The organism is Pseudomonas sp. WP18 (assembly GCF_036689585.1).
Classification (GTDB): domain Bacteria; phylum Pseudomonadota; class Gammaproteobacteria; order Pseudomonadales; family Pseudomonadaceae; genus Aquipseudomonas; species Aquipseudomonas chlororaphis_E.
Map to the genome: position 1 here is coordinate 1,558,954 of NZ_CP144758.1, position 15,014 is coordinate 1,573,967.

Genomic DNA, 15,014 nt, shown 5'->3' on the forward strand with positions numbered 1-15,014 from the left:
TGACACATCGCCTTCGCAAGCAAGCCCGCTCCCAGCTTTTGAGCGCGCGTCGTTTCTAAGACCCGGCCGTCATCCAGAGTTCCTCAGGCCTTGCCCAAAACCTTCAAGACAAATGCATATTCGAGGGCTACGTCACGCAATCCCTGGTAGCGCCCGCTCATGCCACCGTGGCCTGCGCCCAGTTCGGTCTTGAGCAGCAAGGGGTTGTCGTCGGTCTTGGTGGCGCGCAGTTTCGCCACCCACTTGGCCGCTTCCCAGTACTGCACGCGGCTGTCGTTGTAGCCGGCGATGACCAGCAGCGCCGGGTATGCCTGGGCCTTGACGTTTTCGTACGGGGCGTAGGCGCGGATCCGATCATAGACGTCCGGCTCCTGCGGGTTGCCCCATTCGTCGTATTCGGTGACGGTCAGTGGCAGCTCCGGGTCGAGCATGGTGTTGAGCACATCGACGAACGGCACTTCGGCAATGGCGACCTTGAACAGCTCCGGGCGTTGATTGAGCACCGCGCCGATCAACAGGCCACCGGCGCTGCCGCCACTGATCGCCAACTGCTCGGCGGTGGTGAAACCGTTGGCGATCAAATGCTCGGCGCAGGCGATGAAGTCGCTGAAAGTGTTGGCCTTGTGCTCCTGCTTGCCGGCGCGGTACCAGGCTTCGCCCAGTTCACCGCCACCGCGTACGTGGGCGATGGCGAACGCCACGCCGCGATCGAGCAAACTCAGCCGTGCGTGGGAAAACCAGGGGTCGAGGCTCTGGCCATAGGCGCCGTAGCCGTACAGGTACAGCGGCACCGGTTGGCCGAGGGCCTCGCGCTTGACCACCAGGCTGATGGGAACTTGCGTGCCATCCGGGGCCGTGGCCCAGATCCGCTGGCTGACGTAGGCGTCGGCATCGAACGGCCCCAGCACCGGGGTTTGCTTGAGGACCACCTGCTCACCGCTGGCCAGGTCCAGTTGGCGGATCTGCGCGGGGCGGTTCAAGGCTTCGTAACGCAGGCGAATGCGCGGGCTGGAAAACTCCAGGCTGTTCTGCACGTGCAGGCTGTAGGCGGCGTCCGGCAGTTGCACGCGATAGGCCGGCAGGTCCTGTGGGTGGACTTCGATGATCGGCAGGCCACCTTCGCGCAGGCTCAGGGTCATCGCCTCGGCATTCAGGCTCAGGCCGTCGATCATCACCGTTTCGCTGTGGGGAATGAGGTTCTGCCAGTCGGCTTCGGTCGGCGCTATGCCGGTGTCCGCGGCCTGGTACAGGGCAAAGTTGATGCCGTCGCGGTTGCTGCGGATCAGCCAGGTCCACTGGCCATCCAGCAGGCCGTGGTCGAGGTCGTATTCGTGGTGTTCGCGCCGTGGCGCCAGGCAAGTGAAAGGCTGTTGCGGGTGCGCGGCATCCAGCACCCAGGCTTCGCTGGTGGTCTTGCTGCCCAGGGACAGGATCAACTGGCGCTCGGAGCTGGAACGGTAGCAGTGCAGGAAGAAACGTCCATCCGGCTCGTGGAACACTTCTTCGGCGGCGGTGCCATCCAGGCGATAGCGCCAGAGCTTGTGGGGGCGATGGGTGTCGTCCAGTTCGCCGAAGAACAGCGTCAGGCTGTCGTTGGCCCACGTCATGCTGCCGTCGCAGTGTTCGAAGGACAGTTCACTGATCTTGTCGTTGGACAGTTCCTTGACGAACAGCGTGTAGATCTCGTCGCCGGTGGTGTCCAGGCTGTAGGCCAGGCGCTGGTGGTCGGGGCTGATGCTGAACGCACCGAGGGAAAAGAAACCGCCGCCCGCCAGCGCGTTCGGGTCCAGCAGCAGTTGTTCGCGACTCTCGTCCACGCTCAGGCTGTCGTCGGCCGGACGCGGGCAGCGGTAATGGCGCGGGTATTCGTCGCCGGCGGTGGTGCGGGTGTAGTACAGGTACGGTCCCCAGGGCGAGGGCAGGGACAGGTCGGTCTCCAGGATCCGTCCCTTGATCTCCTGGAACAGGGCCTCGCGCAGGTCGGCCTGGTCGGCGAGTTGGTCTTCCTGGTAGCTGTTTTCGGCCTTGAGGTAGTCGAGCACCGCGTCGGTGTCGCGTTCCTGCAGCCAGGCGTACGGGTCCACCCCGGCGTCCCTGCGGGCAATCGGGGCGTTGGAAACGTGGGCAGATAAGGACATGGAAGGCTCTCGAACGTTGTACGAAAAGGGGCTTGGCAGACGCCGGGGCAGCCTGACGAGCGAAAAGTCGTTACTATAAGCGCCTCTTTGCCTGCCTTGCCATGGACACCATGACCGAGAACGACTATCTGATCGCCTGGGGCCTCTATGCCTTCGCGGCCCTGGGCTGCCTGCTGGTGTGGATGCGCATGACCCGCTGGATGTGGCGCTGGTTGCGCGAGCCGCTGCGCTTGCTGATGGCGGTGTTGCTGTTCTGCCCGACCATTGTCGACCCGGTGAAGGACAAGTTTGCCCCTGCCGTGGCCATTGTCGCCCTGGACGTGCTGTTCAAGGTGGGCAACAACGTATGGCGGGCCGCGTCCGACCTGCTCATGTACGGCATGATCGCGTTCGGCGTCTACTTGCTCTTCGCGCTGGTGCGCTTGCCCATCGAGCGCGCATCCAATGCCCGCAAGGCACGTGCCGCCGCCGCAAAAGCCGCTGCCGCCGCCGATGAGCCCGAGGATGAGCCGCCGTTCGGCGTGGCCGGCGATGATCGCTACGGTCGTCCGCCGGTGCCGAGCAATCCCCAGCGTTCGCGCATCGAACCGCGCCTGTAGCCAAGCCTGCCTTTTGAAGCGAGAGTCCGAGCATGTGTGAGTTACTGGGCATGAGCGCCAATGTGCCGACCGACATCGTGTTCAGCTTTACCGGGCTGATGCAGCGCGGGGGCAAGACCGGGCCGCACCGGGACGGCTGGGGCATCGCCTTCTACGAAGGCCGGGGCTTGCGCCTGTTCCAGGACCCGGCCGCCAGCAGCGAGTCGGAAGTGGCGAACCTGGTGCAGCGCTATCCGATCAAGAGTGAAGTGGTGATCGGGCATATTCGCCAGGCCAACGTCGGCAAGGTCTGCCTGGCCAACACGCACCCGTTCGTGCGCGAGCTGTGGGGCCGCAACTGGTGTTTCGCCCACAACGGCCAGCTCGCGGATTTCCAGCCGGGCGTGAGTTTCTACCGCCCGGTGGGCGACACCGACAGCGAAGCGGCCTTCTGCGATTTGCTCAACCGCGTGCGCCAGGCCTTCCCGGAACCGGTGGACGTGGAGCAACTGCTGCCGGCGCTGATCGAAGCCTGCGGCGAATACCGTCGCAAAGGCGTGTTCAATTGCCTGTTGAGCGACGGCGACTGGCTGTTCTGCTATTGCTCGACCAAACTGGCCCAGATCACTCGGCGTGCGCCATTCGGCCCGGCACGGCTGAAGGATGTCGACGTGATCGTCGATTTCCAGGCCGAAACCACGCCCAACGACGTGGTCACGGTGATCGCCACCGAGCCCTTGACCGAAAACGAAACCTGGACCCGCTACGAACCGGGCCAATGGAGCCTGTGGCGGCGCGGCGAATGCGTCAGCCAGGGCCGGACCGAATAAGGACGTCACGCTATGTTGCTCAGTTATCTACGGCTGGTGTTGTTCGCGATTGGCCTGCTGGTGGGGGTCCAGGTGCCGGGCTTCATCAATGATTACGCCAAGCGGGTCGAGGCCCACCTGATCGAGGCACAGACAGGCCTGCAAGGTTTCCAGGGCACCGCCAACCAGTTTTTCAAGGGTGACATGCAGGCCCTGGTCGCCCATTACCGCGCCAGCGAAGACCCGATCTTTCGCAGCGACGCCGACAGCCTGAACACCTTGCTCGTGCGCCAGCAGGCCTTGGACAAGCAGTTCCAGGCGATGCAGGGGCCGTGGTACATCCGCTTGCTGCAAGTGGCACTGGCCGCAGACCCGGACATTCGCAAGGAAACCTGGAACGGCTACAGCTACCAGATCCTGCTGACCCCCGAGGCCATGGTCTGGGGCATCAGCGGCGCAATGCTGCTGTCGTTCGGCCTGGAATGCCTGTTCCGCCTGATCGACTGGGTCGTGCTGGGCGGCAAGCGCCTGCGCCAGAGCCGACCGATCGAAGAGCGGGATTTGCGCGGGCTTTGACGCTCACGCTAGAACGCTTTTTGTGGCGAGGGAGCTTGCTCCCGCTTGAGTGCGAAGCGCTCATCGCTTTTTTGGGGCCGCTGCGCGCTGGAGCGCCAGCCCGGCCCAGCGGAGCAAGCTCCCTCGCCACAAAGGCTTTGCGCCGTTTCCGCGGGTAGTTCTACCCATCAACTTTTTCTTATGACCCGTCCGAGGTTTTATTAGTAGGACGCGCCGGCGCCTGCGCTCAAGAATCACGGCACCCGATCCCGACGTTTGCAGCGTCGAGGCTTAAAACAATAAAACCGTGGAGAACCACCATGAGTGCACCCGACATGCTCGGCGTCCCCGAGTCCAAGGCCCGTTCCGGCCCGTTCGATTGGTATCGCAACATCAACCAACAGGAACGTCGCACATTCTGGAGTTGCAAGATCGGCTACGCCTTGGACGGCATGGACACGCAGATGCTCAGTTTCGTGGTGCCGACGCTCATCGCGATGTGGGGCATCACCACCGGTCAGGCGGGGCTGATTCACACCAGCACCCTGATCGCCTCGGCACTTGGCGGTTGGGTGGCCGGCATTCTCTCGGATCGTATCGGCCGGGTCCGCACCCTCCAACTGACCGTGCTGTGGTTCGCGTTCTTCACCTTCCTCTGCGGCTTTGCCCAGAACTACGAACAATTGTTGATCGCCCGTACGCTGATGGGCTTCGGCTTCGGCGGCGAGTGGACCGCTGGCGCGGTGTTGATGGGCGAGGTGATTCGCGCCAAGGACCGTGGCAAGGCGGTGGGCATGGTGCAATCGGGATGGGCGCTGGGTTGGGGCATGACGGCGATTCTGTACGCGCTGCTGTTCTCGGTGCTGGCGCCGGAAGACGCCTGGCGCGCGCTGTTCATCCTTGGCATCGTGCCAGCGGTGTTCGTGATTTTCGTCCGTCGGCTGGTCAAGGACCCGGAGGTCTACAACCAGACCAAGGCCCGCCTGGCGTCTGGCAATAACGCCAGGTTCTACGAGATTTTCGCCCCCGGCATCCTCTTCACCACGATCCGCGCTTCGCTGCTGACCACCGGCGCCCTGGGTGGCTACTATGCAATCACGTCCTGGCTGCCGACGTTCCTGAAGAACGAGCGCGGCTTGAGCGTGCTGGGCACCGGTGGCTACCTGGCGATGGTGATCGTCGGCTCCTACGTGGGTTACGTCATCAGCGCATACTTGTCGGACATACTGGGGCGCAAGAAAAATTTCGTCCTGTTCGCCGTCGGCTCGTTCACCATCGTGCTGCTGTACACCCAGGTGCCGGTGAGCAATAACGTGATGCTCTGGCTGGGCTTTCCCCTGGGCTTCTTTGCCTCCGGGATGTTCAGCGGCATGGGCTCGTTCCTCACCGAGCTGTTCCCCACACGTATCCGGGGCTCGGGCCAGGGTTTTTGCTACAACATTGGTCGGGCGGTGGCGGCATTGTTCCCGCTGCTGATCGGCCTGCTGAGCCAGCGGGTGCCGTTGAGCGTCGGGATCGGTGCGTTTGCGGCCGTGTCCTACGGCGTGGTGATTCTGGCGGCCCTGAGCCTGCCGGAAACCCAAGGCAAGCAACTGGAAGCCGAGTAACGAGTAACCTGGGGGTGTGTGCCCCCAGGGTCAGAAGAAAGTACCTACAGGAGCGTTCAGCGTGAACCGCCTGCTATTGAATTGTGACATCGGCGAAAGCTTCGGCAGTTGGACCATGGGTCTGGACGCCGAAGTGATGCCCTTCATCGATTGCGCCAACATCGCCTGCGGCTTTCACGCCGGCGACCCGAGCATCATGCGCAAGACCGTCAGCCTGGCCCTGGCCAACGGCGTGCAGATCGGCGCACACCCGGCCTATCAGGACCTGGCCGGCTTCGGCCGCCGCTCCATGGCCTACGCTGCCCAGGAACTGCAGGACCTGTTGCACTACCAGATCGGCGCCCTCGACGGCATCTGCCGGGCCCAGGGTGGACGGGTCAGCTACGTCAAGCCGCACGGCGCGATGTACAACGACATGATGGCCAACCCGGCGCAGTTGCGCGCGGTGATCGAGGCGGTGGCCCACTATGACCCGGACCTGCCGCTGATGCTCATGGCGACCCGGGATAACAGCGCCGCCCAGGCCCTGGGTGACGAATATGGCCTGACGTTGTGGTTCGAAGCCTTCGCCGACCGTGCCTACGACAGCGCTGGCCGCCTGGTGTCGCGGCAGGCGCCGGGGGCGGTGCATCACGATCCCGAAGCCATCATTGCCCAGGCCCTGACCATTGCCCGTGGCGATGCCTTGGCCGCCAGCGATGGCAGCGCGTTGATCCTGCACGCCAATACCTTGTGCGTGCACGGTGACAACGCCAGCTCCGTGGCCGCCGTGCAACGCATCCGCGAAGCGCTGGACCGGCAGCGTGCGTCATGAAGCCACGTGTGGAAGTGGTCGCGGTGGACTGCCTGATGGTGCGCCTGTTCGATGAAATCGCCGAAGACAACATGCCGTGGATGCTCGCCGCCAGCGAGCGCCTGCGCGCGGTGTTCGCCGCCGACCTGATCGACCTGGTGCCGTCCTACACCACGTTGATGGTGCATTACGATCTGTTGGCCTTGAGCCCGGCGCAGGCCCGGTCGCTGGTCAGCGAGGCGCTGAACCATTTGTCGCCCGATGCTCGCTCGGCTGGGCGCTGCCATGTGCTGCCGGTGTGGTACGACCTGAGCGTCGGACCGGAACTTCTGCTGTTGTCGGGTCGCAGCGGGTTGACCGTGGAGCAGGTGATCCGGCGCCACAGCGAACACGAGTACCAGGTTTTCGCCCTGGGCTTCGCTCCGGGGTTTGCCTTCATGGGGTTGGTGGACGAAGCGCTCGCCGCGCCGCGCCTGGACACGCCGCGCAAGCGGGTGGCCGCAGGCAGCGTCGGGATTGCCGAGCGCCAGACCGCGGCGTACCCGCTGGTGTCGCCTGGCGGCTGGAACCTGATCGGCCGCACCCCGGCCAAACTGTTCGACCGTGAACGTGACGGCTACAGCCTGATGCAACCCGGCGACACGGTGCGTTTTGTCGCCGTGGACCGCGCCGAGTTCATCCGCTTGGGCGGCGATGACACACCCCAGGAGGCCCAGGCATGAGCCGCTTATTGATCCAGGCCAGCACCCCGCTGTGCCTGTTGCAGGACGCCGGCCGCTTTGGCGTCCGCCACCTGGGCGTGACCCAGGGCGGTGCGGCGGATTGGCTGTCGATGGCCTGGGCCAACTGGATGCTGGGCAATGCCCTGGACGCGGCGGTGGTGGAAGTCACCCTTGGCGGCTTCACGCTGGTGGCCGAGGACGACTGCGTGCTGGCGCTGGCCGGGGCCGACCTGGGCGCCCGGGTGGACGGCCAGGCCGTGGCGCCTTGGCGCTATTTCAGCCTGCGCAAAGGCCAATCCCTGGCGCTCACCCAGCCCGTGCTGGGGGCTCGTGCCTACCTTGCGGCCCCTGGCGGCTTCGAAGCCCCGGCGGTGTTGGGCAGCCGGGCAACGGTGGTGCGCGAAGCGCTCGGCGGGTTGGATGGGCTGGGGCGGGCGTTGGCTCGCGGCGAGCGCTTGAGCTATGGGGGGGCGGCCACGCCTCGGCCGATGCCGGGCCGGTTGATCCCGGATTTCCAGCAGGCTCAGCCGCTGGAGCTGATCCTGGGCGCGCAGAACGGGGCGTTCAGTGGCCGCAGCCTGTTCGATGCGTTCAACACGCCCTGGACGCTGGACAGCCGCGCCGATCGCATGGGCATCCGCCTGCTGGGAACGCCGCTGGAGTACCAGGGCCCGCCGATGATTTCCGAAGGCATTCCCCTGGGGGCCGTGCAGGTGCCGCCGGACGGCCAGCCCATCGTGTTGCTCAACGACCGGCAAACCATCGGTGGCTACCCGCGTCTGGGCGCCTTGACCCCGCTGGCCCTGGCCCGGTTGGCGCAATGCCTGCCGGGGGCGCAGGTGCGGTTGCGGCCGGTGGTGCAGGAGGTGGCGCATCGGCAGCAGGTGGAGTGCTTGCGCGGTTTTCTCGACCGCTAAAAGCATCGCGAGCAAGCTCGCTCCCACAGGGGATCTCATGTGTGACGAAGATCCAGTGTGGGAGCGAGCTTGCTCCGGGCGGCGATCCGACGATGAGGCCCTAAAGGGCACCAACGATCACTTGGAAAGAAACCGCATCCCTTCCTCCAACCCTCGCAGGGTCAGCGGATACATCCGGTCCTCCACCAGTTCCCGCACGATGTTGGTGGAGGCGGTGTAGCCCCAGGTGTCCTTGGGGTAGGGGTTGATCCAGATGAGTTTCTTGTACTTCTCCATGAAGCGCTGCATCCACACGTAGCCCGCTTCTTCGTTCCAGTGCTCGACGCTGCCGCCCGGCTGGGTGATTTCATAGGGCGCCATGGCGGCGTCGCCGATGAAGATCACTTTGTAGTCGGCGCCGTACTTGTGCAGCAGGTCCTGGGTGGAGGTGCGTTCGGAGGTGCGGCGCAGGTTGTTCTTCCACACCGACTCGTACACGAAGTTGTGGAAGTAGAAGTACTCCAGGTGCTTGAACTCGGTCTTGCAGGCCGAGAACAGCTCTTCGCAGATCTTCACGTGGGCATCCATCGAACCGCCGATGTCGAACAGCAACAGCAGCTTGACGGTGTTGCGCCGCTCCGGCCGCATCTGGATGTTCAACAGGCCGGCATCCCGGGCGGTATGGTCGATGGTGCCGTCGATGTCCAGCTCTTCGGCCGCGCCCTGGCGGGCAAACTTGCGCAGGCGGCGCAGGGCGATCTTGATGTTGCGGGTGCCCAATTCCACCTGGTCGTCGAGGTTCTTGTACTCGCGTTGGTCCCAGACCTTCACGGCCTTGCCCTGGCGCTTGCCGGCGTCGCCGACACGGATGCCTTCGGGGTTGAAACCCCCGGAGCCGAACGGGCTGGTGCCGCCGGTGCCGATCCACTTGTTGCCGCCGGCATGGCGTTCCTTCTGTTCTTCCAGGCGCTTCTTGAATTCCTCGATCAGCTTGTCGAGGCCACCCAGGGACTGGATCTGCGCCCGCTCTTCATCGGTCAGCGAGCGCTCGAACTCCTTGCGCAACCAGTCTTCGGGGATCAGCGCCTGGAGATGATCGTCGAGTTTCTCCAGGCCATTGAAGTAAGCGGCGAAGGCCCGGTCGAACTTGTCGAAATGGCGTTCGTCCTTCACCAGGATCGCCCGGGACAGGTAATAGAACTCGTCCATGTCGGCGAAGATCACCCGCTGTTTCAGCGCATTGATCAGGTCCAGCAGTTCACGCACCGACACGGGCACCTTGGCGGCGCGCATCTCATTGAACAGGTTCAGCAGCATGGCAGTTGCCCTCGCGCTTGTTGACGAAGAGGGCTCAACGCGTGCCGCGACGGCTCATGAACGCCAGGCGCTCAAGCAGCTGCACGTCCTGTTCGTTCTTGACCAGGGCACCGGCCAGCGGCGGGATGGCCTTGGTGGGGTCGCGCTCGCGCAGGACCGCGTCACCGATGTTGTCGGCCATCAACAGCTTGAGCCAGTCCACCAGCTCGGAGGTGGAGGGCTTTTTCTTGAGGCCCGGCACCTTGCGCACGTCGAAGAACACGTCCAGCGCTTCGCTGACCAGGTCTTTCTTGATATCCGGGTAATGCACATCGACGATCTTCTGCAGCGTCGCGCGGTCCGGGAAGGCGATATAGTGGAAGAAGCAGCGGCGCAGGAAGGCGTCCGGCAGCTCCTTTTCATTATTGGAGGTAATGATGATGATCGGCCGCTGCTTGGCCTTGATGGTTTCGTCGGTCTCGTAGACGTAGAACTCCATCTTGTCGAGTTCTTGCAGCAGGTCGTTGGGGAACTCGATGTCGGCCTTGTCGATCTCGTCGATCAGCAGGATGACCCGTTCCTCGGACTCGAACGCTTCCCAGAGCTTGCCTTTCTTCAGGTAGTTGCGCACGTCATGGACCTTGTCCACACCCAGTTGCGAGTCCCGCAGGCGGCTGACCGCGTCGTACTCGTACAGGCCTTGGTGAGCCTTGGTGGTGGACTTGATGTGCCAGGTGATCAGGCGGGCGCCGAAGGACTCAGCCAGTTGCTCGGCCAGCATGGTCTTGCCGGTGCCCGGTTCGCCCTTGACCAGCAGCGGCCGCTCCAGGGTGATGGCGGCGTTGACGGCCAGCTTCAGGTCATCGGTGGCCACGTAGGCGCGGGTGCCTTCGAACTTCATCTGCGGATTCCTCGAACGTGTCGTCGGCCCGGCGAGGCGGGGCGCGCGAAAATAAATGTCGTGCCCGACTATAACGCGACGTCCCGCCGACTGTGAACGCAGACGCTGTATTCAGTCTCTGAATGGAGCGTCACATGTTGACCCGGTCTCACTACAGGATTGATGCGCCTAGTCTTTGGATGGCGGTGGCTGTTCATAGCGGGCGTTGAAGGCCTGGACGAAGCCGTTGCGCAATATCTGCAGGAAGGCTTCGAAGGCGCTGATGTTCTGTTGATGGACATTGCCGCTGAGTTCGACCCGGGTGGCGAACTGGTTCTTGCGCTGGTTCTTCAGTGTCGTTTCACCCGCGCCGACCAGCGCTTCCCAGACCGAGCGGAAAATGTTCTTTTTCTCGTTTTCCACGTCCTGCTGCCAATCGAAGACGTCCACATCGCGCAGCAGCGGCTTGATGTAGCCGCTGAGCTTGGCGTCGGTCGCCTGCGCTTCGATCACCAGGTCGCCGTGGCCGGCGTTGAAGTCGAACTTGCCATAGGCCGCGGCGAAGTCGTTGAGGCGCTTGAGTTCGATGTCCGTGGCCCGCAGGCGGAAATCGAAATCCTCGAAATTGCTCAGTGGATCGAAGGTGGCCAGCACTTCCAGGGGCGCGTGCTCGGCCACCAGCGCCTTGCCCTCGAAACGCGCGTCACGCTTGCCTTCGGTGTCGACCACGTTGGTCAGGTTATAGAAGCTGGCATTGACGTCGGTGGCCCGCAGGTTGACGGGCGGCTTGGAGTTGAAGTTGCGAAAGGTCACGTGGCCATCCCTGATCCGCACTTCGTTGAAGGTGATGGGCAGCAGTTTGCTCAGTTGTTCGCGCCAGTTGGTGCCCTGACCGGTCTGGGAGTTCTGTCGGTTGCCACCGCCGTCGACGAAGTTCACTTCGGGCCGGGCGAACTCCGCCTCGGCCACCACCGCATGGTCGTACCACAGCGAATGCCAACTGACGGACAAATCGACCAGCGGTGCATCGACGAAAGGCACCGGGACCTTGCCGTCGACCTTGATGATTTTCAGGCCGTTGATCCGATAGGCCCCGCGCCACCAGGCCAGGTCCACGTCGGTGACTTGGCCGCGATAATCGCCCATATTCGCCAACTTGTCGTTCAGGTAGTCGCGAACCAGATAAGGCAAGGTGAAGTGCAAGGCCACCAGCAGCACGACGAGGGCGGCGAGTCCCCACAGTGGCCAGCTGTATCGACGCTTCATGTCAGTCAGTCTCCAGCGTTGTTAAAGCCATTGACCGTTGTCGCCGTGCGAACGTTCGGTGCAACTGGACGCCCATGGGCAACAGGCTTACCTTAAAGCGCTTAACTATCCGCAGCCTCAAGGACCGGTCATGAGCCGCATATTCGTCGACAACGCCCATTCCATTGGCAATACGCCGCTGGTGCAGATCAACCGCATCGCGCCGCGTGGCGTGACCATCCTGGCCAAGATCGAGGGGCGCAACCCGGGTTATTCGGTCAAGTGCCGGATCGGCGCGAACATGATCTGGGACGCCGAAAGCACCGGCAGGCTCAAGCCGGGCATGACCATCATCGAACCGACCTCGGGCAACACCGGTATCGGCCTGGCGTTCGTCGCCGCCGCCCGCGGCTACAAGCTGATGCTGACCATGCCGGCGTCCATGAGCGTCGAGCGGCGCAAGGTGCTCAAGGCCCTGGGCGCGGAACTGGTGCTCACCGAGCCGGCCAAGGGCATGAAAGGCGCCATCGAGAAGGCCGCCGAGATCCTCGCCAGCGACCCTTCCCGCTATTTCATGCCGCAGCAGTTCGAAAATCCGGCGAACCCGGCGATCCACGAAAAAACCACCGGCCCGGAAATCTGGAACGACACCGATGGCGCGGTGGATGTGCTGGTCGCGGGGGTCGGCACCGGGGGAACCATCACCGGCGTTTCACGGTATATCAAGAACACGTGTGGCAAGCCGATCCTGTCGGTGGCGGTCGAGCCCGAAACCTCGCCGGTGATTACCCAGGCGATGGCGGGGCAGGAGATCAAGCCCAGCCCCCACAAGATCCAGGGGATCGGTGCCGGCTTCGTGCCGAAGAACCTTGACCTGTCGATCGTCGACCAGGTCGAGCGGGTCACCGACGAGGAGTCCAAGGCCATGGCTTTGCGCCTGATGCAGGAGGAGGGCATCCTCTGCGGCATCTCTTGCGGCGCGGCGATGGCCGTGGCCGTGCGCCTGGCGGAAAAACCGGAAATGCAGGGCAAGACCCTGGTGGTGATCCTGCCGGATTCGGGCGAGCGCTATCTGTCGAGCATGTTGTTCAGTGATTTGTTCACCGAGCAGGAGATCCAGCAGTAACGGCCAAGCAATCGATGCTTTTTGTGGCGAGGGGATTTATCCCCGTTGGGTTGCGAAGCGACCCCAAACCCGACCCCGAGATAAATGGAGCCGGATGAGTTGTTGGGACTGCTGCGCAGTCCAGCGGGGATAAATCCCCTCGTCACAGTGGACTGCATCAGCCAACGTTCAGCTCATGCGTGTTAAGAAGGGCATTGTTGCGTCATTCTCAACAGTGAATGTTGCCTGGGGCGGTTTCTTCCCCGGGCAAGGCTCTATACCATGGCCGGCCGTCGCGCCGGGCTGATGGCGTTGCGCAAGTCGTTTTGGACAAGGAGTTTTACAATGACCGTTTCGTTTGTCGCCAAGGCCTCGGTATTGCTGCTGTTCCTGGGCAGTACGCTGTATGTGCACTTGCGCGGTCGCGCGCGTTTGCCGGTATTGCGCCAGTTCGTCAATCACTCGGCCTTGTTCGCCCCCTACAACGCCTTGATGTACCTGTTTTCCGGCGTGCCCTCCAAGCCCTACCTGGACCGCAGCAAATTTCCCGAGCTGGATGTGCTCAAGGACAACTGGCACGTCATTCGTGACGAGGCCATGCACCTGTTCGACGAGGGCTACATCCGGGCCGCGGAAAAGAACAACGATGCCGGCTTCGGATCGTTCTTCAAGAAAGGCTGGAAGCGCTTCTACCTCAAGTGGTACGACAAACCGCTGCCGTCTGCCGAGCTGCTGTGCCCGAAAACCGTCGAGCTGGTCAGCGCCATTCCCAACGTGAAGGGCGCAATGTTTGCCCTGCTGCCGGGCGGTAGCCATCTGAACCCTCACCGGGACCCGTTCGCCGGTTCCCTGCGCTATCACCTGGGGCTGTCCACGCCCAATTCCGACGACTGCCGGATCTTTGTCGACGGCCAGGTCTATGCCTGGCGTGATGGCGAAGACGTCATGTTCGATGAGACCTACGTGCACTGGGTCAAGAACGAAACCCCGCAAACCCGGGTGATCTTGTTCTGCGACGTCGAACGCCCGCTGAAAAGCCGGCTGATGACCCGTCTCAACCGCGCCATCAGTGCCTTCCTCGGTCGCGCCACCGCACCGCAGAACCTCGACGACGAACGCGTCGGCGGGATCAACCAGGCTTACGCCTGGAGCAAGAGGTTCAGTGACGGCTTCAGTGGTCAGGTCAAGCAGTGGAAGCGCAAGCATCCCAAGGCCTACCGGGTGATGCGCCCCGTGTTGGCGGTGCTGGTGCTGACGGCCCTGGGCTACTGGTTGTTCGGCTGACCTATGGCGAGGGAGCTTGCTCCCGCTGGGTGGCGCAGCCGCCCCAGAAAACGAGGGCCGCTTCGCGCCCGGCGAGAGCAAGCTTCCTCGCCACGGCCTTACTCTACCTCAACAGGCTTCGTCACCCCTGGCTTCAACACCAGCCACAACGCCGCCGCAATCAGCACCCCGCCATACAGATGCGCCATGCCCAGCGGCTCATCCAGCAGCAACGCCCCCCACAACACGCCGAACGGCGGGATCAGGAAGGTCACGGTCATGGACTTGACCGGACCGATGGAACTGAGCAGCCGGAAGTACAGAATGTACGCCAGTGCCGTGCACACCAGCCCCAACCCCAGCAGCGACAACCAGACGCTCCAGCCGCCCCAGCTGGCCGGGGGCTGGCTGATGGCGGTGTAGCCGAACAGCGGCAGCAAGAACACCGTGGCGCCGAACATGCTGCCCAGCGCGGCGAGGCGGCTGTCCAACCCCCCTTGATGATCGAGCCAGCGGCGAGTGAGGAAGCCGGCAAAGCCATAGCAGGTGGTCGCCAGCAGGCAGGCGAGGGCGCCCATCAGCAATTGCAGGTCGAAGGCCACCGGCCCGGCGCCGGTCAGGATACCCACCCCGAACAGGCCCAGGAACACCCCGCTGACCTTGGCCACGGTGAGTTTTTCGCTGAAGAACAGGCCGCCGATCAGCACGCCCATCAATGGCGTGGTGGCGTTGAAGATGGCCGAGTAGCCGGCGGGCAACACCTGGGCCGCCAGCGAGTAGAACGTGGCCGGGATGCCCGAGTTGATCAGGCCCAGCACCATCACCACTTTGAGCTTGCCGCGAAAATCAAAGTCGATACGCATCAGCGTCAGGATGACCAGCAGGCCGACGAAGGCGATGGACACGCGAAAAAATGCAGTGGGGATCGTGCCAATGACGGGGGCGATAATGCGCATGAACAGAAAGCTGGCCCCCCAGATGGCGGCCAGTGATAGCAAACGCAGGGTATCGACGAGGTTCACGGTGCTTTCCTGGCAGAATCGGGCGACAAGTGTCGCTGCCCCGGATACCGATGGCAATGGTTGCGCTGGCGCGCGATTGGCCTCTAAGCTCAGTCGCCAATAACA

General features: G+C 63.4%; 14 protein-coding genes. 9 read left to right on the plus strand and 5 right to left on the minus strand.

The genetic code is table 11. The features are described 5' to 3' along the window. Window positions 1–83: 83 nt before the first annotated feature. Window positions 84–2,138: a S9 family peptidase gene (locus tag V5F23_RS06935; RefSeq protein WP_338497829.1), complete on the minus strand. Its 2,055-nt coding sequence runs from the start codon at window positions 2,136–2,138 to the stop codon at window positions 84–86. A gap of 101 nt (window positions 2,139–2,239) precedes the next feature. On the opposite strand from V5F23_RS06935, the gene V5F23_RS06940 reads away from it, so the two are divergent. From V5F23_RS06940 to V5F23_RS06970, 7 genes are all read left to right on the plus strand, one after another. Further along, window positions 2,240–2,737: a hypothetical protein gene (locus V5F23_RS06940; protein WP_042732977.1), complete on the plus strand. Its 498-nt coding sequence runs from the start codon at window positions 2,240–2,242 to the stop codon at window positions 2,735–2,737. A 32-nt stretch (window positions 2,738–2,769) separates the two neighbouring features. Next, window positions 2,770–3,546: a class II glutamine amidotransferase gene (locus V5F23_RS06945; RefSeq protein WP_042732978.1), complete on the plus strand. Its 777-nt coding sequence runs from the start codon at window positions 2,770–2,772 to the stop codon at window positions 3,544–3,546. Between the two features lie 12 nt (window positions 3,547–3,558). Beyond that, entirely contained in the window at window positions 3,559–4,101 is a 543-nt protein-coding gene (locus V5F23_RS06950; protein WP_042732979.1) for a DUF2937 family protein, read from the plus strand. 299 nt (window positions 4,102–4,400) lie between these two features. Continuing rightward, window positions 4,401–5,687 (plus strand): MFS transporter, encoded by a 1,287-nt coding sequence (locus V5F23_RS06955; RefSeq protein WP_042731663.1) that lies wholly within the window; start codon window positions 4,401–4,403, stop codon window positions 5,685–5,687. A gap of 61 nt (window positions 5,688–5,748) precedes the next feature. Beyond that, window positions 5,749–6,501 carry a 5-oxoprolinase subunit PxpA gene (locus V5F23_RS06960; RefSeq protein ID WP_042731662.1) on the plus strand — a complete coding sequence of 251 codons (753 nt, stop codon included), beginning with the start codon at window positions 5,749–5,751 and terminating at the stop codon, window positions 6,499–6,501. Continuing rightward, window positions 6,498–7,202 carry a 5-oxoprolinase subunit PxpB gene (gene pxpB / locus V5F23_RS06965; RefSeq protein WP_042731661.1) on the plus strand — a complete coding sequence of 235 codons (705 nt, stop codon included), beginning with the start codon at window positions 6,498–6,500 and terminating at the stop codon, window positions 7,200–7,202. Before V5F23_RS06960 ends, pxpB begins: the two co-directional genes overlap by 4 nt. Further along, window positions 7,199–8,119 carry a biotin-dependent carboxyltransferase family protein gene (locus tag V5F23_RS06970; RefSeq protein WP_042731660.1) on the plus strand — a complete coding sequence of 307 codons (921 nt, stop codon included), beginning with the start codon at window positions 7,199–7,201 and terminating at the stop codon, window positions 8,117–8,119. Before pxpB ends, V5F23_RS06970 begins: the two co-directional genes overlap by 4 nt. Window positions 8,120–8,236: 117 nt before the next feature. On the opposite strand, the gene V5F23_RS06975 is transcribed toward V5F23_RS06970, so the two are convergent. The 3 genes from V5F23_RS06975 to V5F23_RS06985 form a co-directional block, all read right to left on the minus strand. Continuing rightward, entirely contained in the window at window positions 8,237–9,415 is a 1,179-nt protein-coding gene (locus tag V5F23_RS06975; RefSeq protein WP_042731659.1) for a VWA domain-containing protein, read from the minus strand. Window positions 9,416–9,449: 34 nt separating this feature from the next. Beyond that, entirely contained in the window at window positions 9,450–10,295 is an 846-nt protein-coding gene (locus V5F23_RS06980; protein WP_042731658.1) for a MoxR family ATPase, read from the minus strand. 168 nt (window positions 10,296–10,463) lie between these two features. Further along, a complete protein-coding gene (locus tag V5F23_RS06985) occupies window positions 10,464–11,540 on the minus strand; it encodes a DUF748 domain-containing protein (protein WP_042731657.1) in 1,077 nt (358 codons plus the stop codon). A gap of 130 nt (window positions 11,541–11,670) precedes the next feature. Here V5F23_RS06985 and cysK point away from each other — a divergent pair, with 130 nt between their 5' ends. Both cysK and V5F23_RS06995 read left to right on the plus strand, forming a co-directional pair. Next, complete coding sequence (cysK, locus tag V5F23_RS06990) at window positions 11,671–12,645, plus strand: cysteine synthase A (protein ID WP_042731656.1); 975 nt, start codon at window positions 11,671–11,673, stop codon at window positions 12,643–12,645. Window positions 12,646–12,969: 324 nt separating this feature from the next. Then, entirely contained in the window at window positions 12,970–13,908 is a 939-nt protein-coding gene (locus V5F23_RS06995; protein WP_042731655.1) for an aspartyl/asparaginyl beta-hydroxylase domain-containing protein, read from the plus strand. 98 nt (window positions 13,909–14,006) lie between these two features. Here the strand turns inward: V5F23_RS06995 and V5F23_RS07000 are convergent, their stop codons facing one another. Continuing rightward, window positions 14,007–14,909, minus strand: a complete 903-nt coding sequence (locus tag V5F23_RS07000) for a DMT family transporter (protein ID WP_047739224.1) — start codon at window positions 14,907–14,909, stop codon at window positions 14,007–14,009. Window positions 14,910–15,014: the final 105 nt, after the last annotated feature.